Source organism: Stenotrophomonas sp. YJH_SMC_27 (assembly GCF_059369815.1).
Genome location: NZ_JCAFTA010000002.1, coordinates 146,900 through 170,434, shown reverse-complemented (window position 1 = coordinate 170,434; position 23,535 = coordinate 146,900). Strand labels below are relative to the sequence as shown.

The 23,535-nt window shown below is 68.4% G+C and carries 24 protein-coding genes; 14 read left to right on the top strand and 10 right to left on the bottom strand.

The window, feature by feature from the left end:
- Positions 1 to 62: 62 nt before the first annotated feature.
- Entirely contained in the window at positions 63 to 1,436 is a 1,374-nt protein-coding gene (locus tag AC5P7R_RS04340; RefSeq protein ID WP_134729077.1) for a sensor histidine kinase, read from the bottom strand.
- A complete protein-coding gene (locus AC5P7R_RS04335) occupies positions 1,429 to 2,103 on the bottom strand; it encodes a response regulator (RefSeq protein ID WP_111098529.1) in 675 nt (224 codons plus the stop codon). The genes AC5P7R_RS04340 and AC5P7R_RS04335 overlap by 8 nt, the downstream gene beginning before the upstream one ends.
- Positions 2,104 to 2,165: 62 nt before the next feature.
- Here AC5P7R_RS04335 and AC5P7R_RS04330 point away from each other — a divergent pair, with 62 nt between their 5' ends.
- The 3 genes from AC5P7R_RS04330 to AC5P7R_RS04320 are packed head-to-tail and all read left to right on the top strand — an operon-like array spanning position 2,166 to position 7,656.
- Positions 2,166 to 3,413: a TolC family protein gene (locus AC5P7R_RS04330; protein WP_134729079.1), complete on the top strand. Its 1,248-nt coding sequence runs from the start codon at positions 2,166 to 2,168 to the stop codon at positions 3,411 to 3,413.
- A complete protein-coding gene (locus tag AC5P7R_RS04325; protein ID WP_134729081.1) occupies positions 3,410 to 4,582 on the top strand; it encodes an efflux RND transporter periplasmic adaptor subunit in 1,173 nt (390 codons plus the stop codon). Before AC5P7R_RS04330 ends, AC5P7R_RS04325 begins: the two co-directional genes overlap by 4 nt.
- The gene (locus AC5P7R_RS04320) at positions 4,579 to 7,656 is read left to right on the top strand and encodes an efflux RND transporter permease subunit (protein ID WP_495213771.1); all 3,078 of its coding nucleotides are present in this window, start codon (positions 4,579 to 4,581) and stop codon (positions 7,654 to 7,656) included. Before AC5P7R_RS04325 ends, AC5P7R_RS04320 begins: the two co-directional genes overlap by 4 nt.
- 117 nt (positions 7,657 to 7,773) lie before the next feature.
- Here AC5P7R_RS04320 and AC5P7R_RS04315 read toward each other — a convergent pair whose 3' ends face one another.
- Positions 7,774 to 8,517 carry an SDR family oxidoreductase gene (locus AC5P7R_RS04315; protein ID WP_227854205.1) on the bottom strand — a complete coding sequence of 248 codons (744 nt, stop codon included), beginning with the start codon at positions 8,515 to 8,517 and terminating at the stop codon, positions 7,774 to 7,776.
- A gap of 106 nt (positions 8,518 to 8,623) precedes the next feature.
- Here AC5P7R_RS04315 and AC5P7R_RS04310 point away from each other — a divergent pair, with 106 nt between their 5' ends.
- The gene (locus AC5P7R_RS04310; RefSeq protein WP_021202306.1) at positions 8,624 to 9,577 is read left to right on the top strand and encodes a LysR family transcriptional regulator; all 954 of its coding nucleotides are present in this window, start codon (positions 8,624 to 8,626) and stop codon (positions 9,575 to 9,577) included.
- 19 nt (positions 9,578 to 9,596) lie between these two features.
- Here AC5P7R_RS04310 and AC5P7R_RS04305 read toward each other — a convergent pair whose 3' ends face one another.
- From AC5P7R_RS04305 to dkgB, 4 genes are read right to left on the bottom strand one after another with little or no spacing between them, the layout of a single operon-like run.
- Complete coding sequence (locus AC5P7R_RS04305) at positions 9,597 to 9,920, bottom strand: MoaF-related domain-containing protein (protein WP_021202307.1); 324 nt, start codon at positions 9,918 to 9,920, stop codon at positions 9,597 to 9,599.
- On the bottom strand, positions 9,917 to 10,855 hold the full coding sequence (locus AC5P7R_RS04300) for a cyclase family protein (RefSeq protein ID WP_021202308.1): 939 nt from the start codon (positions 10,853 to 10,855) through the stop codon (positions 9,917 to 9,919). The genes AC5P7R_RS04305 and AC5P7R_RS04300 overlap by 4 nt, the downstream gene beginning before the upstream one ends.
- A gap of 19 nt (positions 10,856 to 10,874) precedes the next feature.
- Positions 10,875 to 11,822 carry a TIGR03571 family LLM class oxidoreductase gene (locus AC5P7R_RS04295; protein ID WP_288041632.1) on the bottom strand — a complete coding sequence of 316 codons (948 nt, stop codon included), beginning with the start codon at positions 11,820 to 11,822 and terminating at the stop codon, positions 10,875 to 10,877.
- A gap of 11 nt (positions 11,823 to 11,833) precedes the next feature.
- A complete protein-coding gene (gene dkgB / locus AC5P7R_RS04290) occupies positions 11,834 to 12,637 on the bottom strand; it encodes a 2,5-didehydrogluconate reductase DkgB (protein WP_227854203.1) in 804 nt (267 codons plus the stop codon).
- Between the two features lie 118 nt (positions 12,638 to 12,755).
- Between dkgB and AC5P7R_RS04285 the strand changes: the two genes are divergently transcribed.
- A complete protein-coding gene (locus tag AC5P7R_RS04285; RefSeq protein WP_021202311.1) occupies positions 12,756 to 13,658 on the top strand; it encodes a LysR substrate-binding domain-containing protein in 903 nt (300 codons plus the stop codon).
- A 153-nt stretch (positions 13,659 to 13,811) separates the two neighbouring features.
- On the opposite strand, the gene AC5P7R_RS04280 is transcribed toward AC5P7R_RS04285, so the two are convergent.
- On the bottom strand, positions 13,812 to 14,285 hold the full coding sequence (locus tag AC5P7R_RS04280) for a MerC domain-containing protein (RefSeq protein WP_021202312.1): 474 nt from the start codon (positions 14,283 to 14,285) through the stop codon (positions 13,812 to 13,814).
- 32 nt (positions 14,286 to 14,317) lie between these two features.
- Between AC5P7R_RS04280 and AC5P7R_RS04275 the strand changes: the two genes are divergently transcribed.
- The 8 genes from AC5P7R_RS04275 to AC5P7R_RS04240 all read left to right on the top strand — a co-directional run bounded on the left by AC5P7R_RS04275 (position 14,318) and on the right by AC5P7R_RS04240 (position 20,981).
- The gene (locus AC5P7R_RS04275; RefSeq protein ID WP_111101886.1) at positions 14,318 to 14,851 is read left to right on the top strand and encodes a ZrgA family zinc uptake protein; all 534 of its coding nucleotides are present in this window, start codon (positions 14,318 to 14,320) and stop codon (positions 14,849 to 14,851) included.
- Positions 14,848 to 15,543 (top strand): ATP-binding cassette domain-containing protein, encoded by a 696-nt coding sequence (locus tag AC5P7R_RS04270; RefSeq protein ID WP_111101887.1) that lies wholly within the window; start codon positions 14,848 to 14,850, stop codon positions 15,541 to 15,543. The genes AC5P7R_RS04275 and AC5P7R_RS04270 overlap by 4 nt, the downstream gene beginning before the upstream one ends.
- Positions 15,536 to 16,789: an ABC transporter permease gene (locus tag AC5P7R_RS04265; protein ID WP_010485431.1), complete on the top strand. Its 1,254-nt coding sequence runs from the start codon at positions 15,536 to 15,538 to the stop codon at positions 16,787 to 16,789. The genes AC5P7R_RS04270 and AC5P7R_RS04265 overlap by 8 nt, the downstream gene beginning before the upstream one ends.
- A gap of 2 nt (positions 16,790 to 16,791) precedes the next feature.
- Complete coding sequence (locus tag AC5P7R_RS04260) at positions 16,792 to 17,343, top strand: DUF3299 domain-containing protein (RefSeq protein WP_021202315.1); 552 nt, start codon at positions 16,792 to 16,794, stop codon at positions 17,341 to 17,343.
- On the top strand, positions 17,333 to 17,953 hold the full coding sequence (locus AC5P7R_RS04255) for a DUF3299 domain-containing protein (RefSeq protein ID WP_206621575.1): 621 nt from the start codon (positions 17,333 to 17,335) through the stop codon (positions 17,951 to 17,953). The genes AC5P7R_RS04260 and AC5P7R_RS04255 overlap by 11 nt, the downstream gene beginning before the upstream one ends.
- Positions 17,953 to 18,699, top strand: coding sequence for a hypothetical protein (locus AC5P7R_RS04250; RefSeq protein ID WP_111098513.1), 747 nt, complete (start codon positions 17,953 to 17,955; stop codon positions 18,697 to 18,699). The genes AC5P7R_RS04255 and AC5P7R_RS04250 overlap by 1 nt, the downstream gene beginning before the upstream one ends.
- Positions 18,700 to 18,880: 181 nt before the next feature.
- Positions 18,881 to 20,413, top strand: coding sequence for an MFS transporter (locus tag AC5P7R_RS04245; RefSeq protein ID WP_134735464.1), 1,533 nt, complete (start codon positions 18,881 to 18,883; stop codon positions 20,411 to 20,413).
- Positions 20,414 to 20,417: 4 nt separating this feature from the next.
- Positions 20,418 to 20,981, top strand: coding sequence for a TetR/AcrR family transcriptional regulator (locus AC5P7R_RS04240; protein WP_111101893.1), 564 nt, complete (start codon positions 20,418 to 20,420; stop codon positions 20,979 to 20,981).
- Positions 20,982 to 21,060: 79 nt separating this feature from the next.
- Here AC5P7R_RS04240 and AC5P7R_RS04235 read toward each other — a convergent pair whose 3' ends face one another.
- Positions 21,061 to 21,957 carry an AraC family transcriptional regulator gene (locus tag AC5P7R_RS04235; protein WP_227854200.1) on the bottom strand — a complete coding sequence of 299 codons (897 nt, stop codon included), beginning with the start codon at positions 21,955 to 21,957 and terminating at the stop codon, positions 21,061 to 21,063.
- Between the two features lie 106 nt (positions 21,958 to 22,063).
- Between AC5P7R_RS04235 and AC5P7R_RS04230 the strand changes: the two genes are divergently transcribed.
- On the top strand, positions 22,064 to 22,600 hold the full coding sequence (locus AC5P7R_RS04230) for a carboxymuconolactone decarboxylase family protein (RefSeq protein ID WP_019659816.1): 537 nt from the start codon (positions 22,064 to 22,066) through the stop codon (positions 22,598 to 22,600).
- 39 nt (positions 22,601 to 22,639) lie between these two features.
- Here the strand turns inward: AC5P7R_RS04230 and fdhD are convergent, their stop codons facing one another.
- The gene (gene fdhD / locus AC5P7R_RS04225) at positions 22,640 to 23,488 is read right to left on the bottom strand and encodes a formate dehydrogenase accessory sulfurtransferase FdhD (protein ID WP_021202320.1); all 849 of its coding nucleotides are present in this window, start codon (positions 23,486 to 23,488) and stop codon (positions 22,640 to 22,642) included.
- Between the last annotated feature and the right edge of the window lie 47 nt (positions 23,489 to 23,535).

The following is a 23,535-nucleotide window of genomic DNA, read 5'->3' as shown; positions in this document are numbered from 1 at the left end:
CAGGTATCGCGTCAACGGCAGCCGAGCATGGGCTCGGCTCTACAAGGGCAATTCGACAAAGGTCAGCGAAACCGCAACCCCACCCGCGCACCGCCGATCGGGGCGGTATCAATCATCAAGGTCGCGCCATGCCGCTGCGCGATCTCGGCCACGATCGCCAGCCCCAGCCCGCAGCCGTCGCCCTCGCTGCTCGCCCGATAGAAGCGTTCCGTGACGCGCGCGCGTTCGGCTTCGGCGATGCCTGTACCGTCATCGTCCACCCATACCTGCACGCCCTCGGCATCCCGCTGTAGTCCCAGGGTGATCACGCCGGGCACGGCGCCGTAGCGCAGCGCGTTGTCCAGCAGGTTGCCCAGCGCCTCGCGCAGCAGCTGCGGATCACCTTGCACCTGCACACCGTCGTCGGGTCCGTCGTAACCCAGGTCCACGTCGGCCGCCAACGCACGGTCGGCGTAGCGCTCGACCACGCCCCGCGCCAGCGCGGCCAGATCCAGCGGCTGCAGCGGCAGTGCGCTGCCATGTGGATCTTCCGATCGACTGAGCATCAGCAGTTGGTTGACCAGGTGCTGCAGCCGCGCCAGCCCGGCCAGCGTGCCGGACAGCGCCAGTTGCTGGGCGTGCGGATCGTGCTGGCGCAATGAACTCTCAAGCTCCACCTGCATCGCTGCCAGCGGCGTGCGCAGCTGGTGCGCGGCATTGCTGACGAAGCGCCGCTGTGCATCCTGCATCGCGTCCAGGCGCTGCAGCAGCGCGTTGTAGGCCTCCACCGCCGGCCACAGTTCGCGCGGAGCTTCCTGCGCCGGATCCAGCGGCGCCAATGGATCCGGCCGCGGGCTGGCCAGCTTCCGCGCAACCAGGTTGGCATGGCGTGCGGCAGCGCCTGTACCGGACCAGGCCAGCCATGCCGCCAGTGCCAGGATCGCAGCCTGGAACGGAACGCTGGTCAGCAGCAGCTTGCGCTCCAGTCGGTGCCGCTTGCGCAGTGTCTCGGCCACGCGCAGCCGGATGTCATGACCCGGCCCGGCGCTGACCACCACTTCGACCATGCGCACGGCCTGCCCACGCAGGCGCGCGTCGTAGTAGACGGCATCGTCGCTGCCGGCAGCGATCGCGGGGCGGGGCAGCGCTTCGGGCAGGTCGCCATACAGGCGCCCGCCCGCGGCGTCGACCACTTCGCCATGCACTTCGTCGGCGGTGTCCCAGGTGAACATGCGCGACACCGCCGGGGTGATCTCGATGGACGCGCGGCCGTCCTGCACCGTCACCAGCTCGGACAACGACATCGCCGAGTCCAGCAGCCAGCGGTCATAGACCTGCCCGGCATAGAAGCGGGCCAACGTGAATGAACCGACCGCGCTGCACAGCAGCAGCACCAGCAGGGGCAGCCACAGGCGGCGCAGCAGCAGGCCACGCAGGCTGTGCACACGCTCAGTCACCGCCGGCTTCCAGCCGATACCCCAGGCCACGCAGCATGCGGATGCCGACGCCGGCGCGCGCCTGTTCCAGCTTGCGGCGCAGGCGGCTGACATGCACTTCGATCACTGACAGGTTGGCCTCGTGATCCCAGCTGTACAGCGCGTCGAACAGACGCTGCTTGGTGACGGTGCGGCCGGGATGCTGCATCAGTGCCTCGACCAGCGACAGCTCGCGCGCGGTCAGTTCGATGCGCTGGCCTTCCACCTGCACTTCATTGCGGATGCTGTCGAAGCACAACCGGCCCAGCCGCTTCTTTGCCGGTGCGTCGCTTCGGCGGCGTGACAGCGCACGCAGGCGCGCCTCCAGCTCACCGAGTGCAAATGGCTTGGCCAGGTAATCGTCGCCACCCCGGTCGAGGCCGAGGATGCGGTCCTCCACACCGTCGCGCGCGGTCAGGATCAGCACCGGCAGGGTGACACCGTCGTTGCGCAGGCGCGAGAGCAGGTCGAGGCCATCGACGTCGGGCAATGAAAGATCGAGCACCATCACGTCATACGGCGCGCTGGCCAGTGCAGCCGGCGCGTGCAGCCCGCGCGAGAGGTGGTCGCACAGATGGCCGGCGCCCTGCAGGGCGCGGATCAGTCCATCGGCCAGCGCGGCGTCGTCTTCGATCAGCAGGATTCGCATTGCAAGCTTCGTGCAAGGTTGGGGCAAGTTTGGCGCAAGTGCATCACCTTACCGTGACGTGCATGAATTTCTCCCCTCGTTTTGCGGCCGTGCTGGCCACTCTTCTGTGCGCGCCCACCGCTTCGGCGCTGTCCCTGCAGGAAGCGCAGCGCGCCATGGAAGCACACAACCCGGACCTGCGTGCGGCGGCACTGGAGCTGCGCGGCGTGCAGGGCGATGTGCAGACGGCGGCGTTGCGCCCGGCCACCGAGTTGTCGATCGGCACCAGCAAGATCAGCCCCAAGCATGGCATCGGCTCGGGACGCTGGCAGGACAAGCGGGTGGACAGCACCGTGGGCCTGGGCTGGACCTGGGAGCGCGGCGGCAAGCGCGCATTGCGCATCCGCCAGGCGGACGCGCTGCTGGAAGTGGCCGGGCTGGACATGCTCGATACCCGGCGCCGGCAGCAGGTGGCACTGCATGAAGCCTATTTCGCTCTGAAGGGCGCACAGGAGCGGGCGCAGATTGCCGATGCCAACCGCCAGAGTTCGGCCGAGCAGATGGCGGCGGCGGACAAGCAGGTTGCCACCGGGGCGATGGCGCCGGTCGACCGCGCGCGGCTGGCAGTGGACGACCTGGCGGTGGCCGATGCGGCGCGCGAGGCGGCCCTGGATCTGCGCGATGCACGGCATGCGCTGGGGCTGCTGCTCGGCCGCGACGACAGCCATGACCTCAGCGCCGATGATCCTTGGCCGGAGGCCAGCAGCGTGGCCAGCGTGCGTGCGTTCGATCCGCAGCAGCGTGCCGATCTGCGCGCGGCACGTTCGCGCCTGGCCGCGGCCGACGCCGGTGTGGCACTGGCGCGCAGTGAGCGCCATCGCGACATCCAGCTGGGTGTGGAGGCCGAGCGCGAGCCGACCGACATCAGCGGTGTCACTTGGGGAGTGTCATTGACCATTCCGCTCGGCGGCCCGTCACGTGCACGCGGCGCGATCCAGCGTGCCGAGGCCGACCGTGACAGCGCCGCGCTGGAGCTGCAGGTGCTGCAGCGCGAAGCGCGTGCCGAACTGGACCAGTTGCAGGCCAGCGCCCAGTCCGCCGCGCAGCGCCGGAGCGACTACGAAGGACTGCAGTCCGACGCCGCACGCAGGGCGGTGCAGGGCATCGAGCTGGCCTACCGCCGCGGCGCCGCCAGCCTGACCGATCTGCTGGATGCGCGCCGCAGCTGGCGCGAGTTCGAGGCCGCGTTGATTGAAGCGCGTGCCGATCATGCCATTGCTCTGGCGCGCTGGGAAGCGGCCACATCCGTTGCTGAAGGAGAGTCCCGATGAAGTCCACCGTCGCTTATCGACCGCAGGCGCGACAGGCCGTGCTGCCGGCCTTGCTGGCGCTGGCCCTGCTGGGCGGCTGCGGCCGCGAACCGGCGTCGTATACCGAGGACGCGCCGAAGGTCAGTGCTGGCCAGATCCAGTTTCCTGCCGGTAGCCGCCAGCTGGACGTGCTACGCAGCGAGGCGGTCACCGCCGGCGCCAGCGCCAGCCTGCAGCTGCCGGGCCGGGTGGTCTGGGACGAGACGCGCTCCAGCGCGCTGCGTACGCCGTTGGCGGGGCAGGTGGCGCGTATCGAGGCACAGCCGGGGCAGAAAGTGAAGGCGGGCCAGGTGATCGCCTGGATCACTTCGCCCGAATTCGGCCAGGCCCAGGCGGAGGGCGTGCGCGGCCGTGCCCAGCTGCAGCAGGCCCGCAAGGAGCTGGAGCGCACCCGCGAGTTGCATGCGGCAGGTGTGGCGTCGGGGCGCGAACTGGACGAGGCCGAGGCCAATTTCGCCGGCAGCCAGGCCGATCACGCGCGTGCCACCGCCTTCGCCAAGGCCTATGGCAATGGCCAGCACGTCGATCAGCGCCTGCCGTTGCGCGCGCCGATCGATGGCGTGCTGGTGGAGCGGCGGATGAGCCCGGGCATGGCGGTCAGCCCCGACAGCGAACGGCCATTGGCGGTGATTGGCGATCCGGACCGCCTGTGGTTGCAGCTGGATGTACCGGAGGGCCTGGCCGGACGTTTGAAGGCGGGCATGCAGGTGAGCGTGCCCGGGCCCGATGGACAGCCGCTGCAGGCGACCCTGCAGCACGTGGATGACTTCGTCGACAGCGAACGCCGCGTGGTGCAGGCGCGCGCCGAGCTGGACAACCGCGCACGCGGTTTCAAGGCGGGGCAGTACGTGCGCGCCCAGGTGGCGTTGCCGGCCGAAGGCGGTGTCTCGCTGCCCGATGCGGCCGTGTTGTTGATCGACGGCAAGCAGGTGGTGTTCGTGGAGGAGGGCAAGGGCCGCTTCGTGCGTCACGCGGTGCATGCCGAGGAGCTGGGCGATGGCCGGCTGTGGGTGCGTGAGGGCCTGGCCGCAGGCGCCAGGGTGGTGGTAGAAGGCGGCCTGCTGCTGCAGCAGCTGGCGGACAGCGCACCGGCCGCCGCCAGCACCGGCACGGGGAACGCCGCCCCATGATCGATCGCCTGATTGCCTACTGCCTGCGCCAGCCATTGATGGTGATGCTGGCACTGCTGCTGTTCATGGGTGCCGGCATTGCCGCGTTCCGCGTACTGCCGGTGGAAGCCTTCCCGGATGTGTCCGACACCCAGGTGACCGTGGTGTCGCTGCACCCGGGCCGTGCCGCCGAAGAGGTCGAGCGCGAGGTGACGATGCCACTGGAGGTGGCGTTGTCCGGCATCCCGCATTCGGTGCGGGTGTTCTCGCATACGCAGTTCGGCCTGTCGATGATCATCCTGACCTTCGACGACGAGGCCGATGACTACTTCGCACGCCAGCAGGTCCTGGAGCGCCTGCAGGGCGTGGAGCTGCCGGAAGGGGTGACCCCGGAACTGGAGGCGATGAGCTCGGCGGTAGGTGAGATCTACCGCTATGTGCTGAAAGGCCCGCACATGACGCCAACCCAGCTGCGCACCGTGCAGGAATGGACGATGGAGCGCAGCCTGCGCACCGTGCCGGGCGTGGCCGATGTGATCAGTTTCGGCGGCTTCGCGCGTACCTTCCAGGTCAAGCCGGACCTGGACAAGCTGCGTGACCGCGGCATCAGCCTGGGTGAGTTCGCCGAGGCGCTGGAGAGGGGCAGCTCGAATGCCGGCGGCGGCTACGTGGAACGCGGCCAGCAGCAGTTCCTGATCCGTGGCGTGGGCCTGATGCGCTCGCCGGCCGACATCGGCAACGTAGTGGTGGCGCAACGCGGGGGAACGCCGATCCTGGTACGTGACCTGGCCGGCATCGCCGATACCGGGCTGCCCCGGCAGGGCCTGGTCGGCCAGGACGACAACGACGATGCGGTGTTCGGCATGGTGCTGATGCGCAAGGGCGAGAACCCGTCCGACGTGCTCGACGCGCTGCATGCGCGCATCGCCGAGATCGAGGCCAACCAGCTGCCGGCCGGGGTCAGCATCGAGCCGTTCTACGACCGCTCGTGGCTGGTCTCGACCACGCTGAATACCGTGTTCCGCAACCTGCTGGAAGGCGCGGTGCTGGTGTTCCTGGTGCTGTGGCTGTTCCTGTACAACGCCCGGGCCGCGCTGATCGTGGCGGCGATGATGCCGCTGGCGCTGCTGTCGACCTTCCTCGGCCTGCATCTGTGGGGCGTACCGGCCAACCTGCTGTCGTTGGGTGCGATGGACTTCGGCATCATCATCGATGGCGCGGTGATCGTGACCGAGCACATCGTCTCGCGATTGTCGAAGCTGCCCCCTGCGGCCGATCGTAAGACACGGTTCTCGACCGTTCTTTCAGCTGCATCGGAAGTGGGCCGGCCGACGTTCTTCTCGATGCTGATCATCATCGCCGCGCATATCCCGATCTTCACCCTGCAGCGCCAGGAAGGCCGCATGTTCGCGCCGATGGCGTACTCGGTGACCTCGGCATTGATCGGCGCGCTGATCCTGGCGCTGGCCGTGGTGCCGTTGTTCTGCTACTGGTGGCTGCGGAGCGACCGCATGCGCGACGGCAATCCGCTGATGGACCGCCTGACCGGCTGGTACCGGCCGGTCCTGGAGCGCGCACTGGCCCGCCCGCGTGCGGTGGTACTGACCGCAGTCGCGCTGCTGGTGGGCACGCTGGCGCTGGGCACCCGCCTGGGATCGGAGTTCCTGCCCGAGCTGGACGAAGGCTCGATCTGGCTGACCGCCACGCTAGACCCCAGCACAAGCCTGGCCGAAGCGCAGCAGCAGTCGCGGCGCATCCGCGAACTGGTCGGCACGTTCCCGCAGGTATCGACGGTGGTGGCCAAGCTGGGACGCCCGGAAGACGGCTCCGATGCCAAGGGCGCCAACCAGATCGAGGCGCTGGTGGCGTTGAAGCCGGAGAAGGAATGGCCGAAAGGCGTGGACAAGCGGCAGCTGGTGAGCGACCTGCAGCGCACGCTGGAGCAGCGCATTCCGGGGCCGGAGTTCTCGATCTCGCAGCCGGTGCGCGACAACATCCTGGAGAGCATCTCGCAGATCAAGGGCCAGGTGGTGATCAAGGTCAGCGGCTCGGATCTGGACGTGCTGAACCAGCAGGCGCAGGCGATCCTGGGCCAGGTACGTGGCGTGGAGGGCGTAGAGAGTGCCTTCATTGATCGTGACGGATCGTTGCCGCAGCTGCAGATCGAAATTGATCGCGACCGTGCTGCGCGCTATGGCCTCAATGTGCGCGACATCGACGAGGTGATCGAGACCGCACTGGGCGGGCGCCAGGTCGGTGAACTGTGGGAGGGCGACCGCAGGTTCCCGATCACGCTGCGCCTGGACGACGCCGATCGTGACCTGCAGCGGCTGCGCACGGTGCCGGTGGGCATCGGCGATGGCCACACGGTGACGCTGTCCGACGTGGCCGAGTTCCGCATGGCCAGCGGCGCGATCAACATCTCGCGCGAGAACGCACAGCGGGTGAAGGCGGTGAGCATCTTCATCGCCGGCCGCGACATGGGCAGCGTGGTGGCTGACATGCGCAAGCGCGTGGATGCCAGCGTACAGCTGCCGGAAGGCTACCGGCTGGAGTGGTCCGGCGAGTTCGAGAACCAGCAGCGTGCGATGAAGCGCCTGGGCTGGGTGATTCCGCTGTCGGTGTTGATCATCTTCGTGCTGCTGTTCGATGCCTTCAAGGACATCAGCAGCGCCGCGCTGATCCTGGCCAACGTGCCACTGGCGATGATCGGCGGCATCCTGGCCCTGTGGCTGACCGGCATTCCGCTGTCGGTGTCGGCGGCAATCGGCTTTATTGCATTGTTCGGGCAGGCGGTGCTGTACGGCGTGGTGATGCTCAGCCGCTTCGCCCAGCTGCGCGAGCAGGGCATGGACCTGCTGCAATCCGTGGTGCAGGGTTCGCTGCAGCGCCTGCGCACGGTGCTGATGACCGCACTGCTGGCGATGTTCGGCCTGCTGCCGATGGCCACCTCGCATGCGATCGGTGCCGAGACCCAGAAGCCGCTCGCGGTGGTGGTGATCGGCGGCCTGCTGTCGGCGATGCTGCTGACCCTGCTGGTACTGCCCACGTTGTACTACTGGGTGCATCGCCGCCGCGAGGCGCGCATCGCCTGACCTACCTGTAGAGCCGAGCGCATGCTCGGCTGCTTCTGGCCTTTGCGCGAAGAGCCGCCGAGCATGGGCTCGGCTCTACAAGGGCGTCGCGCCATGCGTGGATGCCACCTGTGCGGACTACACCATCCCGCCATTGGCGCGCAGCACCTGGCCGTTGATCCACCCGCCATCGGCACCAACCAGGAACGCCACCGCACCGGCGATGTCCTCCGGCGTACCCAGCCGCTCCAGGGGGTTCATCTTCGCCAACCGCTCGATCAGCTCGGGCGATTTCCCATCCAGGAACAGATCGGTGGCGGTCGGGCCCGGCGCCACGGCGTTCACGGTGATGTTGCGCCCGCGCAGCTCCTTGCTGAGGATCGCGCCCATGGTCTCCACCGCCGACTTGCTGGCCGCATACACACTGTAGTCCTCCAGCCGGGTCCCGACCACGCTGGTGGACAGCGTGACGATGCGCCCGCCGTCGCGCACCCGTCGCGCGCTTTCGCGCAGCACGTTGAAGGCGCCCTTGAGGTTGATGCCGATCACCCGCTCGAACAGGGCGTCGTCGGTGTCGGCGAGCGGCGCCAGCTGCAATATGCCGGCGCTGTTGACCACCACGTCGATGCCGCCGAAACGGGCCTCGATGGCGTTGAACAGCTGGTAGACCGCCTGCGGATCGGCCACATCGGCCTGCAGCGCGATGGCCTGCGCGCCGGCTGCGTTGAGTTCGGCCGCCAAGGCTTCGGCGTCGTCGCAGCGGCCCGCATAGTTGATCGCGACCGCGTGGCCATCGGCGGCCAGGCGGCGGGAGATGGCCGCGCCGATGCCACGGGAGCCGCCGGTGACCAGAGCGACAGAGCGGGCGGGGGAGAGGGTCATGGTGGCTTCCACTGGGGCGCGCCGGAGCGGCGCAGGGCCATGTTCGCGCCATCGCACGTTCGGATAATCCTGCATAATCCGCCAACATCATCCGGATAGCCGAACAATGGACCGCTTTACGGCCATGCGCGCCTTCGTCCGTATCGTCGAGCGCCGCAGCTTCACCCGGGCCTCCGAGGACCTCGGCCTGCCGCGGGCCACGGTGACCGACGCGATCAAGGCGCTGGAACAGCGGCTGGGCGCGCGCCTGCTGCACAGGACCACGCGGCTGGTGGTGCCGACGTTGGAAGGCGAGGCCTTCTATGGCCGTTGCCTGCGCCTGATCGCCGACATGGACGATGCCGAGGCCGCCTTCCGTGACGCGCCGCCGCGCGGCCCCTTGCGCATTGAAGTGCACGGCACGCTGGGCCGGCACCTGCTGTTTCCGCAGCTGCCGGACTTCCTGCAGCGCTACCCGGAGATCGAACTGGACGTCAGCGAAGGCGACCGCTATGTCGACCTGCTGCGCGAAGGCGTGGATGCGGCGTTGCGGGTGGGGACGCTGGCCGATAGCGATCTGGCGGCGCGCCGGTTGGCGATGCTGCGCGAGGTCACGGTGGCCGCGCCGGGTTACCTGCAGGACAAGGGTGTGCCCGGCAGCATCGCGTCCCTGCTGGGCGGCCATGAAATGGTGGGCTATCGCTCCAGCGCCACCGGCCAGCTGATTCCGCTGGAGTTCCAGCAGGGCGGGCAGGTACGCTACGTGCCGCTGCCGGCGCGGGTGCGTGTGTCCGGTGCGGATGCGTTCCTCGGCGCCGCGCTGGCGGGCCTGGGCATCATCCAGGCGCCGCGCTACCGGATGGACCCGTATATCGCGCGCGGGCAGCTGGTGGAGCTGTTGCCGGACGCGCCGCCGACCCCAAGCCCGTTGAGCCTGGTCTACCCGCGCAACCGCACGCCGTCGCCGCGCTTGCGGGTGTTCATCGACTGGGTGGCCGGGGTGTTCGAGCAGACCGGGGTTGCCGGCCAGCGGCCGGCACTACCGGAGCGGCACGCGAAGCTGTCCGACCGCAGGGGGTAGTGCCGGCCGCTGGCCGGCATCACAGCGCGTGCAGCGGCCCCTGCATGCGATGGAAACTGCCATCGGTGGCGGTGAACCAGGCCAGCGAATGCCCGCACGCGAAGTCATCGACATGCACGACCGTAGCGCCATCGGCTTCCTGCCACGAAATGGCATAGATCCCTTCGCTGATCTGCTGCCACTCGCAGGCGGCTTCGCCCTGCGCACCGGCATAGGTGCCGGAGATGATGGCGTACTGCACGTGGCGGCCATCGGCGCTGTAGACATTGTCGGCAGCCAGGCCGTCATAGCGGACGCGGAAGCGGCGGCCGGCGAACAGTGGCAGGGTGGACGCCGCGTTCATCGGATCGCCACCGGGTTTATGTTGACCTGGGTCGAGCCGACGTACAGCGGCTGGCCGAGCACGAACAGGAATTCCCAGGCCTTGTCGCGCACCAGCGCACGGCTGTCGATCAGCTCCAGGTTGTAGATGCCGCGCTTGGCCAGCATGTACTGGTTGATCGGGAACTCCTCGGCACCGTTCGGGTTCGGGTAGACCTCCGAGGCCCAGGTGTCGCCACCGAAGGCGACGACGCCCTGGTCGGCCAGCCACTTCGCCGCCTGCATGCCGATGCCCGGTTCCACTTCCAGGAACTGTTTGTCGTCCTTGCCGATCAGTTCCAGCCAGCCGGTGTTGAACAGCACCACGTCGCCCTTGCGCAGGCTCAGGCCCTGCTTCTTCAGCACGGCCTGGATGTCGGCCACGGTGAACTCGGTGCCACCGGGCACGATCGCCTTGCCGTAGTACGCGGTCATGTCCAGCACGACGCCGCGGGTGACCATTGGCGGCACCTTCTCGACGCCGAGCTTGCGCACACCGTCCACGGTGACGAAGTCGGCGGCCTTGTTGCCGTTGTAGTAGACGTTGTCGATGCCGATATGGCCGATACCGTTGAGCTGGGTGCCAACGCCGGTCCAGGCGTTCACCAGTTCATCGTTGAAGGTGAACCTGTTGGGGCCCAGCGATTTGCCGGCCTGCTGGCCGACCTGAACGTTGTACAGGCGGAAGCTGCGGTGGCGGAACGCGGGCAGGTTCTTGTCCACCGGCACCGCCAGCGGATAGGTCTTGCCGGTCCTGACCAGCGAGACCGCGTGCTTGACCACGTCGGCGGTCAGCAGGTTGGCCGCGCCGATCTCGTCGTCGGCGCCGTAGGCGGAGGGATACCAGTCCTCGGCGGTGGCCTGGAAGGACAGCGGCAGGGTGGCCAGCGCAAGCGCGGCCAGAGTCTTCATCTTCATGGCAAAGCTCCGGTAACTGTCAGACCGTCGCGGCGGCGCGGGCATGGGCCGGGAAGTGCGGCAGCACGTACTCGGCGATTTCGTGGAAGGTTTCGGCCAACGGCCGTTCATTGCGGCGGAACTGCAGGCCGATGTGGTCGACACCGGCTGCCTGCATGGCGTGCAGCTCGGCCAAAAGGGCGTTGCGGCCGCCACGCAGGCCGAAGCGCCAGCGCTGCAAGGGGGCATCAGCATCGGCCACCAGGTCCAGGTGGATGAAGCTGGCATACGGCTTGTTGCCGGCCACGGCGCGCCAGGCCGCCACGCGCTGCGCATGGTCCTGTGGCGTGCCCGGGTAGGCCAGGCAGCCATCCATGTGCTGGCCGATCCACGCCGGTTGCTGCTGGGCCAGGCCGGCCACGAACAGCGGCAGGGCCGGGCCATCCGCGGGCAGCACGTCCAGGCCCTGCGGCAGGTGCGCGGCGGCGCCTTCGCGCAGCATTGCGATGTGCTCGCGGAAGCGGTTGCCACGGCTGTCGAAGTCGCGGCCGAACAGCGGGTACTCCACCGGGCGGTCGCCACTGGCTACGCCCAGCAGCAGGCGGTCTCCGCTCAGCCGCTGCACGCTGCGCGCTGACTTCAGGGTCAGCAACGGCTCGCGGATCGGCAGCACCACCGCACCGGTACCCAGCAGGATGTGCTCGGTGATGCCGGCCAGGTAGCCGAGGTAACTGAACACCTCGAATACCTGCGCCGCATCGCCGAAGGCCGGGTCGTACACGGGCACGTCGCGTACCCACAGCGCACGGAAGCCGAGGCGGTCGGCTAGCCGTGCCAGTTCCGCATGGCGCTGCAGGTCCGGTTCGCCGGGCAGGCGTCGCGCGGCGCGTCGTGCCTGTTCGCCCAGCGGCGTCCAGTCATTGTCCAGCGGTGCTTCGACGCCGATGCTGAAGCCACCGGCCTGCAGCCGCGTCAACGCACTACCCATGGCGAGGCGCCTCAGTCCCAGGCCGGGGCCAGGCCCGGCGGATCGACTTCGCGGCCGTTGCGGTCAAGCGCGGCGATCGCAGCCATGTCATCGGCATCCAGGCGCAGGTCCTGGGCGAGCAGGTTGCTGGCCAAGTTCTCGCGCTTGGTCGAGGACGGGATGACCGAGTAACCCCGCTGCAGGGCCCACGCCAGCGCGACCTGGGCCACGGTGGCCTGGTGCTTGTCGGCGATGGCGGCCAGCACCGGGTCCTTCAGCACCTTGCCGTAGGCCAGGGTCATGTAGGAGGTGACGGTGATGCCTTGTTCCTGCAGGAAGGTGGTCAGTGCCGGGTTCTGCAGGTAGGGGCTCAGTTCGATCTGGTTGGTGGCGATCTCGCCGGCACCGACCACCTCGATGGCCTGCCGGGTCAGCTCGATGTTGAAGTTGGACACACCGATCTGGCGGGTCAGGCCCAGCGTCTTGGCGTCGGCCAGCGCGGTCATGTATTCGCGCAGTTCAACGCCATTGCCCGGCGCCGGCCAGTGGATCAGCAGCAGGTCGACATGGTCGGTGCGCAGCTTCGCCAGGCTGTCGCGCAGGCTTGGGATCAGCTTGTCGGCGGCGTAGTTGTCCACCCAGATCTTGGTGGTCAGGAACAGCTGGTCGCGTGGGACGCCGGATTCGGCGATGGCCTGGCCGACTTCGGCTTCGTTGCCATAGATCTGCGCGGTATCGATCGCACGGTAGCCGACCTCAAGGGCGTTGCGCACCGAGTCGATGACGGTCTGGCCGGTCAGGCGGAAGGTGCCGACGCCAAAGGAAGGAAGGCTCATGATGGACTCCAGGGACTTCGTTGAGAGCCGGTGGGCTCGGGACAGGGCGAAGTGTGGGCGCTTTACATTTGTTGATTAAGCTGTGTATACAGGAAACGCTTTTGCGCCGAGGTAAAAAATGAAAACCACCCTGGATGAGCTGAAGGCCTTCGTGGCCGTGGTCGACAGTGGTTCGATCACGGCGGCGGCCGAGGCGCTGGAGCTGACCATCTCCGCCACCAGCCGCACCCTGGCGCGGCTGGAGGACAAGCTGCAGACCACGCTGCTGCGGCGGACCACGCGGCGGCTGGAGCTGACCGAGGAAGGCGCGGCGCTCCTGGAGTACGCGCGTACGATCCTGGCCACGGTGGACGAGGCCGAGGAACAGATGGCCGCGCGGCGGCTGCAGCCGGTCGGGCGCCTGCGCGTGGACGCCGCCACGCCGTTCATGCTGCACGTGATCGTGCCGTTGCTGGAGGGCTTCCGCGAGCGCTACCCGCAGGTCGAGCTGGAGCTGAATTCCAACGAGGGCATCACCGACCTGATCGAGAAGCGCACCGACGTGGCGTTCCGCATCGGTGTGTTGCGCGACTCGACCCTGCATGCGCGGCCGATCGGCCACAGCCGCATCCGCGTGGTGGCCAGCCCCGAGTACCTGCGCCGCCGCGGCACGCCAACGCGCGTGGAGCAGTTGCGCGAGCACGACCTGCTGGGCTTCACCCAGCCCAGTTCGTTGAACGAATGGCCGCTGCACGATGCCGATGGTGGGCTTTTCGTGATCGCGCCGGCGATCGCTTCATCCAGTGGCGAGACACTGCGGCAGATGGCGGTAACCGGGCTGGGCATCGCCTGCCTGTCTGATTTCCTGACCCGCCAGGATCGGCGTGAGGGCCGCCTGGTGCAGCTGTTGGCCAAGCAGACGCAGGAGGTGCGGCAGCCGATCAATGCGGTGTACTACCGCAACACCGCGCTGGCCGCGCGCATCACGTGTTTCGTCGACCACGTGACGCAGACGCTGGGACAGCGACCGTTCGACGAGTAGAGAAGGGTAGAGCCGGCCGCTGGCCGGCTTTCCCCACCTGCCGGATCACCGCAGCTGCCGGCCAGCGGCCGGCACTACCGTTGGCTGCGTCGAGCGCATCGGTAGATCCACGCCATGCGTGGATGGCGTGTTCCAACCGACCTGCGGCCGGTGTTAGCGGTTGCGCAGCGCCCGCCGGTTGCCGATGTGAGCGAACGCCAGCAGCGCGCCACCACTGGCTGTCGCTACGCCATGCCAGAGCAGCGATTCCTTCAGCGGCAGATACAGAGAGGCCGACAGCAGCAGGATGGCGCCGGCGCAGGCCAGCCGCAGGGGCTGCCAGCGCCCGTGCCGGTGCACCCCGGCCGAGGTGCTCGCCAAGGCCAGCGAGGAGGCCAGCAGCGCGAACAGCCACTCCCAGCGCGACATCATCAGCAGCAATGTCATCGCGCCATGGCCGGGATGCTGGAACGAGCGCAGCGCCATCATCGCTGCCGGCACGAAGGCCAGCAGCAGGGGCAGGGCGATGCAGTGGGCGGCGCAGGCCAGGGACAGCCAGGCACCGGCAAGATCGAAGCGGGGGTGCCAGCGTGCCGAAGTTGGCGGCTGGGCCAAGGCCCTTGCGGGCGTCGTGGGGATATGGTCCATAATGTTACATAGTAACAATTGGAGACTCCCCCATGAAGCTTCCTGCTGTTCTATTCCTGCTGCTGGCTGCCAGCGCTGCACAGGCCCATGACATCCGCCAGCACGCACCGCACGTGCATGGCCAGGCGACCGTCGAGGTTGCGCTTGACCAGCAAACCCTGGAATTCGCCCTTCAGGCCCCCGGCATCGGCATCCTCGATTACGAGCGGCCGCCGGCCAATGCAGCCGAGCAGGCCGCGCTGGCACGGGCTACGACAGTGCTGAAGGGAGGCAGCTGGGTCACCCTGCCCACCGCTGCGGGCTGCCGTCTGGCCACCAGTAAAGCCGATGCGGAGGGCTTCGACGCGACGGCCGCCGCGCCGCCGCCGGGACAGCACCGGCACGCAGGTTTCAGCGCGACGCTGCAGTACCACTGTGCCAAACCTGCCGAGCTGCGGGCGATCGTCGTGCGCTTGCCCGTGCTGTTCCCGGGCCTGCACGAAGTCATCGTCAACAGTGCAACCGCCAATGGCCAGAACCGCAGTGTGCTGACGCCCGACAACCTGCGCGTGGTGCTGGCACCGTGAGCGCGGCACCGGTGATCTCGCTGGAAGACGTGCAGTTCGGCTACGGCACGCGGCTGGTGCTGGACATCCCGCGGTTGTGGGTCGAGCAGGGCAGCAGCGTGTTGCTGCGCGGCATCAGCGGTGGCGGCAAAAGCACCCTGCTGGGCCTGCTGGCGGGCGTGCTGCTGCCCGGCAAGGGCCGTGTCGAGGTGGCCGGCCACGCACTGCAGGACATGGGGGGTGCGGCGCGGGATCGTTTCCGTGCCGACCAGTTGGGCGTGATCTTCCAGCAGTTCAATCTGCTGCCGTTCCTCACCGTGCGCGACAACATCGCGCTGGGCCTGCGCTTCTCGCGCCTGCGCAGCGCACGCATCAGCGGGCCGCTGGATGCCGAGATCGCCCGCCTGCTGCAGGCCCTGCAGCTCAATCCTGAGCTGATGCAGCGGCGGGCGGGTACGCTCAGTGTTGGCCAGCAACAACGCGTGGCGGCAGCGCGCGCCCTGATCGGCCGTCCGACGTTGCTGCTGGCCGATGAGCCCACCTCGGCGCTCGACCGCGAAGCGGCGACCGCCTTCCTGCAGCTGATGTCCGCGCAGTGCCAGGCGGCCGGCACCACGGTGCTGGTGGTCAGCCATGACGACAGCCTGCAGCCGTTGTTCGACCGCACCATTTCACTGTCCGAGATCAACCAGGCAGGTGCCGGCCATGCTTGAGCTTGCCTGGGCCAGCCTGCGCAGCCGCGCGTTGAGCGTGGGCCTGACCGTGCTGGTCATCACCCTCAGCGTGGTGCTGCTGCTGGGCGTCGAGCGTGTACGCACGCAGGCGCACGAGGGGTTTGCCAGCACCGTATCGGGCACCGATCTGATCGTCGGTGCGCGTTCGGGACCGGTGAACCTGCTGCTGTATTCGGTGTTCCATATCGGCGACCCGACCAACAACGTGTCCTGGCAGTCCTACCAGGAGCTGTCCGCATTGCCGCAGGTGAAGTGGTCGGTGCCGTTGTCGCTGGGCGATTCCTGGCGCGGCTACCGGGTAGTGGGTACCACTGGCGGCTACTTTGAACATTATCGTTATGGTTCCGGCCACGCGCTGGCCTTTGCACAGGGGCGGCCCTTCGATGATCTGTATGACGCGGTGATCGGCGCGGAGGTGGCTCGCGCGCAGAAGGTCGGCCTCGGCGACGAGATCGTGCTGGCGCACGGCACCGGCGCGGTCACGCTGGCCACGCATGCCGACAAGCCGTTCCGCGTTGCCGGCATCCTGCAGCGCACCGGCACGCCGGTGGATTCGTCGCTGCTGGTCTCGCTGCCGGCCATCGAGGCGATCCATGTTGACTGGCGATCGGGCGTGCAGCTGCGCAGCCAGAGCGTCAGCGCCGAGCAGGCGCGCCACCTGGACCTGACCCCGACCAGCATCACCGCCTTCATGCTCGGCCTGAACTCGCGCATCGCCACGTTCTCGGTACAGCGCAGGATCAACGAGTATCCGGACGAGGCGATGCTGGCGATCCTGCCCGGCGTGACCCTGCAGCAGCTGTGGCAGTCGCTGGGCACCGCCGAGCGAGCCCTGCAGCTGATCAGTGCAATGGTGGTGCTGCTGGGCATGGTCTCGCTGGTGGCGCTGCTGGTCTCCACCCTGCAGGAGCGGCGGCGCGAGATGGCCATCCTGCGTGCCACCGGTGCGCGACCGGGCTACATCGCTGGCCTGCTCGTGGTGGAAGCGGTGGCGACCAGTGCGGTGGCCAGCGTGCTGGCCCTGTCGCTGCTGGTGGTCGCCAGCATTGCCGGGCGCGGCTGGGTACTGGCCACCTTCGGTCTGTCGATCACCCATGTCTGGCCGGATGGCCGTGAACTGGCATGGGCTGCGGGCGTGCTGCTGATCAGCGCCGTAGCCGGGCTGGTCCCGGCGTTGCTCGCTTACCGGCGCACCTTGGCCGATGGCCTTTCACCGGGAGGCTGAGCATGCGATGGATGCGGGTAGCGGCAATGGTGCTGGCGCTGGCCGCCTGTGAGCGGCCGGTGGATACCGGCGTACAGGCCTTGCCACCCTCGCCGGTCGTCGACCGCGATGAGCCTGCAGGCGCTGTGGAGCAGGAGCTGGACTGGTTGCAGATGATGCCCAAGGACGAACTGGCCGCGCTGGAGCGGGGCGAGGGCCCGGAGGTCGAGCACAGCGGCAACCGGCGCATGCCGCAGTTCGGTACGTTCCGTACGGTGGAGACGGTGCTGCAGCGACCGGTGCGCCTGCCGGGCTACGTGGTACCGCTGGCCAACGCGCAGGACGGGCGGCTGACCGAATTCCTGTTCGTGCCGTACTACGGCGCCTGCATCCACGTGCCACCACCACCACCGAACCAGATCGTGCACGTGGTGCTGCCGCGCCCGATCGAGATGCCCGACATGTACTCGCCGTTCTTCCTGGCCGGCACCCTGCGTGCCGAACGGTTGGACGACGATCTGGCCGGTTCGGCCTACACCATGCGTGACGCACAGTTGAGGCCCTATGAACCGTAGTTGCCTGCTGCTGGTACTGGGGTGCGTCGGGTTGGCAGGCTGTACGGCGCCGGGCGGCGACGCCGTGGTGGTCACGCCGCAGGACAAACCGGCGCCCTCCGCCACGGCCGAAGCCCCCATCGACCGCTGGGACGCGTTGCGGCCCGACGAAGTGACCTACCAGCGCCCGCCGCCGCAGATCGGCCTGTCACGCGGTGGCATGGACGGCGTGGGCGGGCTGATCGACGACACCGGCTCAGGCACGCCGCCGGGGCAGGAGATCGACCATTCCAGCCCGGATCGCGCCAAGCAGTTCGGCTCTTCGCGCGTGGTCGACGCTGTCGATGGTCGCGTGGTGGATCTGGATGGTTACGTGGTACCGCTCGGCACCAACGATGCCGGCCTGGTCGATGAACTGCTGTTCGTGCCGTTCTACGGGGCCTGCATCCACGTGCCGCCGCCGCCACCCAACCAGATCATCCACGTGACCCTGGCGACGCCGATCGCGCTGGGCGATCTGTGGGATCCGTACCGGCTTGCCGGCCGCCTGCAGGTGAAGCGTTTCGACGCGGACATCGCCAGCGCGTCCTACGATGCTGCGGCGGCCACGCTGACGGCGATCCACAACTGATGCGCCGGCGCCGGATCATGGCTGCCGGGGTGCTGCTGGGCGCAGTTGTGCTGCTGGTGTGGTGGCAGCGGCAGCGCGCACCCACCGCGCCGCCGGCGGTCGCGTTTCCGGCACCGGCGTCCGATGCCAGCCAGCGCATCGAACAGCGCCTGGGTGATGACCCCGCGTTCCGCAACGACGTGCTGTTCCTGCTCGCGGCGACCCTGCGCGACCGCTGCCAGCCGGCGCAGGCCGGGCTGCTGGCGCGCATGGCCAATCGTGCGTCACTGCCGGTGCTGGCGGCGGTGAGTGCGGTGACCCAGCAGGATCCAGCGCTGGACCGACCGATCTACCAGTACATCCAGCATCGCGCCGATGCGACGCCATGCGGCCAGCCGCTGCAGATGCCGTTGGCCGGTGGGCGCAGCATGGCCGTGGACATCGAACAGTATGCGCGCACGTTTCCGGACAGCTACTTCGACCCGCAGCGCAGCAGCGAACCGCGGGATTTTGGTGGACTGCCGTTGCAGCAGCGTGCCGGCAATGCCTGCAACAGCGTGGTGTATTCGGTGTTGCCATTGGGCGGTACCGATTGGCGGTGCAGCAGCCTGCGCGCGAATGCCCGTGCGCGGGTGCGCGGCCTGTGCGAGGACGAACTGCGGCGCCAGCACGGTGGCATCGGCGGCGAGCTGGACGCCGCCGTGGGGCAGGGCATGCAGAGCGCGGTGGTGTCGGCGGTTGCCGTGCTGCCCGAAGACTGCCGGTGAGCGTCCACCCACAGTGCCAGGCCACCCCTGGCCCGCTTCAGTAGAGCCAGGCCATGCCTGGCTGGCGGCGCAGTCGAGCAAGCCCGCCTCTACAAAAGCTGAATCGGTGGGCTTTGAAGGTCATAACTATACAGGACATCCGGTATAGTTATGGCCGTATTCCACCCCACCAGGTTCTCCCATGGCTTTGTCCCAGCCCCTGGCCGGTGCTCCGGCCCTGTCGCGTGCCCGTCGCTGGGCACTGCTGTTCACCGTCGCCGCCGGCCTGCTGCTGGTCACGCTCGACAACTCCGTGCTCTACACCGCACTGCCCACGCTGACCGAAGAACTCTCGGCCAGTGCCGGCCAGGCGCTGTGGATCATCAACGCCTATCCGCTGGTGATGGCCGGCCTGCTGCTGGGTGCGGGTACGCTGGGCGACCGCATCGGCCACCGCCGCATGTTCCTGATCGGCCTGGTGGTGTTCGGCGTGGCCTCGCTGGCGGCGGCGTTCGCCGACACCGCAGCGCAGCTGATTGCCGCACGCGCGTTCCTGGCGGTCGGCGCGGCCGCGATGATGCCGGCCACGCTGGCGCTGATCGGCCTGAGCTTCCACGAAGAGCGCGAACGCAACATCGCCATCGCGATCTGGGGTTCGGTGGCCATCGTCGGTGCGGCGCTCGGCCCGATCATTGGCGGCTGGCTGCTGCGGCACTTCTGGTGGGGCTCGGTGTTCCTGATCAACGTGCCGGTGGTGGTGGTCGCCTTCGTGGCCACGCTGCTGCTGGCACCGGAAGGCCAGCGCGACACCTCGCGGCCATGGGACCTGGTTTCGTCGCTGCTGGCTCTGGCTGCACTGTCGGGCCTGGTGCTGGCGATCAAGTCGCTGATCGCTACGCCGCCGTCGTATGCGCTGGGTGCAGGCGCGCTGCTGTTGGCCGTCATCAGCGGTGCGGCGTTCGCGCGCCGCCAGCAGCAGTTGCCGTACCCGCTGCTGGACTTTGCGATCTTCCGTAATCCGGCGTTCCTGGCCGGCACGCTGTCGGCGGTGTTCACCCTGTTCGCGATGGCCGGCCTGCAGTTGGTCACCACGCAGCGCTTCCAGCTGGTGGCAGGTTTCACGCCGCTGCAGGCGGGCCTGCTGGTGTCGGTGGCGGCACTGGGCAGCCTGCCCAGTGCGCTGCTCGGCGGCAGCATCCTGCACCGGGTTGGCCTGCGCCCGCTGATCTGTGGTGGCCTGGCCGGAGGTGCGCTGGGCGTCGGCGTGGTGGCGTTCGGTTTCCCGCATGGCCTTGGTTGGGTGGTGGCTGGCATGGCCATCACCGGCTTCGGTATGGGTTCGGCCATCTCGGTGGCGTCCACCGCCATCCTCAACAACGTGCCGGCGCACCGTGCGGGCATGGCCTCGTCGGTGGAAGAAGTGTCCTATGAGTTCGGTGGCCTGCTGGCGGTGGCGATGCTGGGCAGCCTGAGTGCCGCAATGTACAGCGCGTTCCTGCCGGTCTCGGCCGATATGCCCGCGCTTGCCCGCGAGGGTTTCACCCAGGCGCTGCATGCCGCGCGCGAGAGCGGGCAGGGCGAGTGGTTCGCACTGGCTGCGGCCGCGTATGACCGTGGCTACCAGATCGTGCTGCTGGTGATCACGGCGGTGCTGGCGCTGGGTGCGGCGATCATCGCGCGCCTGCTGCGCGGCCGCGTCGGCAGCCGCGAGGGCGCGGCCGATCGCGTAAAATGAGGTAATGAGAACCAGCAAGCGCGACCGCATCCTCGACGCCGCCGTCAACGTGATCAATCGTGACGGCGTGCGTGCGGTGACCTTCGAGTCGGTGGCGGCCGAGGCCAAGCTGACCCGCGGCGGCCTGCTGTACCACTTCCCTTCGCGCGAGGCGCTGCTGCGCGGCATCGACGAGCACCTGGTGCAGGCCTGGGAGACGTCGATGGAAGCGTTGCTGGGCAAGACCGCCGAGCAGGCCACTGCGTTGGAGCGTTACCAGACCTTCGTGCGCGTGTCTGCCCAGAGCGCCACCCGTGCCGAACTGATGTTCATGCTGGAATCGGCCGACCCGGACGCCGAAGAGCGCCCGTGGGGACCGGCGGTGCGTCGCTGGGCACCGCTGCCGCCGGAGGCGGGTACAGCAGAAGACAGCGCAGCGCTCGACAATTTCGTGGCGCGGCTGGCTGCCGATGGCCTGTGGATCTACGAGGCGATGTACCAGGGCCAGCTGGATGCAGGCGTGCGCGCCCGTGTTGCCGAGCGCATCGCCGGGCTGTTGGCGAAGTCTGACGGATCGCCGCACTTGTAGAGTCGACTGTCAGTCGACTGCCCTTCGGTCAGACAACGAAAACCCCGCGCTTCGCGCGCTAGTCGACTGACAGTCGACTCTACCGCTCGCGCGTCTGCCCAGCCTGCGCGGCGCTCGCGGCCAGCCACGCCCTCGGCGATACCCCCAATCGCTTGCGGAACGCCTTCGACAGCGAGGCGGTATCGGCAAACCCCACCTCGATCGCCACCTGCTTGACCGCCACGCCTGCCCGCAGCTGCGCGCAGGCCAGGCTCAGCCGCCAGTCCAGCAGGTAGCTGGCTGGCGTTGCCTCCATCACGTCCTTGAACACGGCCGCGAACGCGCTGCGCGACATGCCGGCGGTCGCGGCCATGCGCGGCAGCGTCCATTCGTCCTGCGGTGCCTGGTGCATCGCCACCAGCGTGCGTGCCAGCCGCGCATCGGACAGCCCCCGCATCAACCCGTGGCTGACGCCGGCTGCATCCGGGTGGTCGACCACCCAGCGCAGGATCTGGATCAGCGCCACCTCGAACAGGCGGTTGGTCAGCAGCCGTGACCCGCAGCGCTGGCGATCGGCTTCGGCGAACAGCAGCTGCAGGGTGTCATCCAGTTCGGTGATCGCGGCCAGCGGCACCACCATCACCGGTGGCAGCGACAGCACGATCGGATTGCGCGCGCCACCATCGAAATCCAGCGTGGCACAGGTGAAATCCGGGCCGTCCAGCGGAGCGTTGAAGAACACATGGTGCAGCGGCTGCGGATACAGCAGGAGGCTGGGTGTATCGATCTTCAACCGGGGCAGCGTGCTATCGCCCCCAGGATGACGGACTTCCATCTCACCCTGGCGCAGGATGTGCAGGAACGCACGACCGGGCTGCGGCTCGAAGACATGCTGCCCGCACAGCGGGCCACTGTGGAACAGGGCCGCCTGCACCCGGAAGCGTTCCAGCAGGGAGGAGAGTCGATCTGGCGCAGGGGTGGCGGCGCGCATGCTCATGGACGTATGGACAACATATGTGGCGCATTGAGGATGTTACGTCCAGGGAGTCTACCTAGGATGGGCGGGTCGTCCAATCCCGGGCGCTTTCCCAAGGAGATCCACCATGTCCCGTGTCCCCCTGATCGATGCCGCCAACACCACCGCCGACCGCCAGGCCCTGCTGGGCCAGGTCCACGCTGCCTTCGGCGCCACCCCGGCCATGTTCCGCGCCGTGGCCAACTCGCCGGCTGCCCTGCAGAGCATGTGGGGTTCGTTCGGCGCGCTGGGCGGCGGTCGCCTGTCGCCGCTGCTGGGCGAGCAGATCGCCGTGGCCATCGCCAACCGCAACGCCTGCGAGTACTGCCTGGCCGCGCACACGGCATTGGGCCGCAAGGCCGGCGCCAGCAGCGAGCAGATGGCTGCCGCGCAGATCGGCCAGTCCAGCGACCCGGCCACTGCGGCGGCGCTCGACTTCGCGTTGAAGGTGGTCGAGCAGCGTGCGCAGATCGCCGACGGCGACGTGCAGGCGCTGCGCGCGGCTGGCTTCGATGATGAGCAGGTCGTCGAGATCCTCGCGCATGTGGCGCTCAACCTGTTCACCAACTACGTCAACGTGGCGTTCGACGTGCCGGTGGACTTCCCGAAGGTCGCGCTGCGCTGAGGTGTACCGGGCCGGGGGACGCAGTGCTCCCGGCCATCCTCAGCGGGCGTGGCCGTCGTGCGCCTGCAGCCGCTCCGGATGGGTATACACATTGAACCCGCTTTCCCGCGCGAACCCGACCAGGCACAGGCCGGCGCTGCGGGCCAGATCGATCGCCAGCGCGGTCGGCGCGGACACCGCCGCCAGCACGCTGGCGCCGGCGCGCACTGCCTTGCTGACCATCTCGTAGCTGGCCCGGCTGGAAATCACCAGCAGGCCGCCTTCGATGGCGTGTTCATTGTGGTGCAGGGCACCGATCAGCTTGTCCAGTGCATTGTGGCGGCCCACGTCCTCGCGTACCCAGCCGATGCGCCCACTGGCGTCGGCCCAGGCCGCGGCGTGGATCGAGCCGCTTGCCGCATTCATCGGCTGGTGCTGCGCCAGGCTGGCCAACGCCCGCTGCAGGGCGGTGGCGGAATAGCTGCGGCGCTCGCGGATCTGCGGCAGTGGGCGCAGCACTTCTTCCAGCTGGCGCGTGCCGCACAGGCCACAGCCACCACGGCCGGGCAGCAGCCGCCCCTTGTCGGGGTCGAGGTTTGCGCCGGGCGCAGCCTCGTCCACGGTCATCTGCAGCTCGATGCCTTCCAGCTGTGGGTGGATATCGATCGACAGCAGCTGCGAGGGCGCACTGATCAGGCCTTCGCTGAGCGAAAATCCGAGTGCGAAGTCCTCCAGATCACAGGGTGTGGCCATCATCACGGCAAAGGCGGCATCGTTGTAGCGCAGCGCCACCGGCACTTCCTCGGCCACCACGTCGACCTGCTGCTGTTGCGTGCCGCCGCGCCAGCGCTGCAACGGGCGTTGGGCGGTGCCGGCAGGCGGGGTGTGCAGCGGGATCGAATCAGGCATGCAGCGCGTCCGGACAAGGGAGAAACGCGGGCGGGCCACCGCCTGCG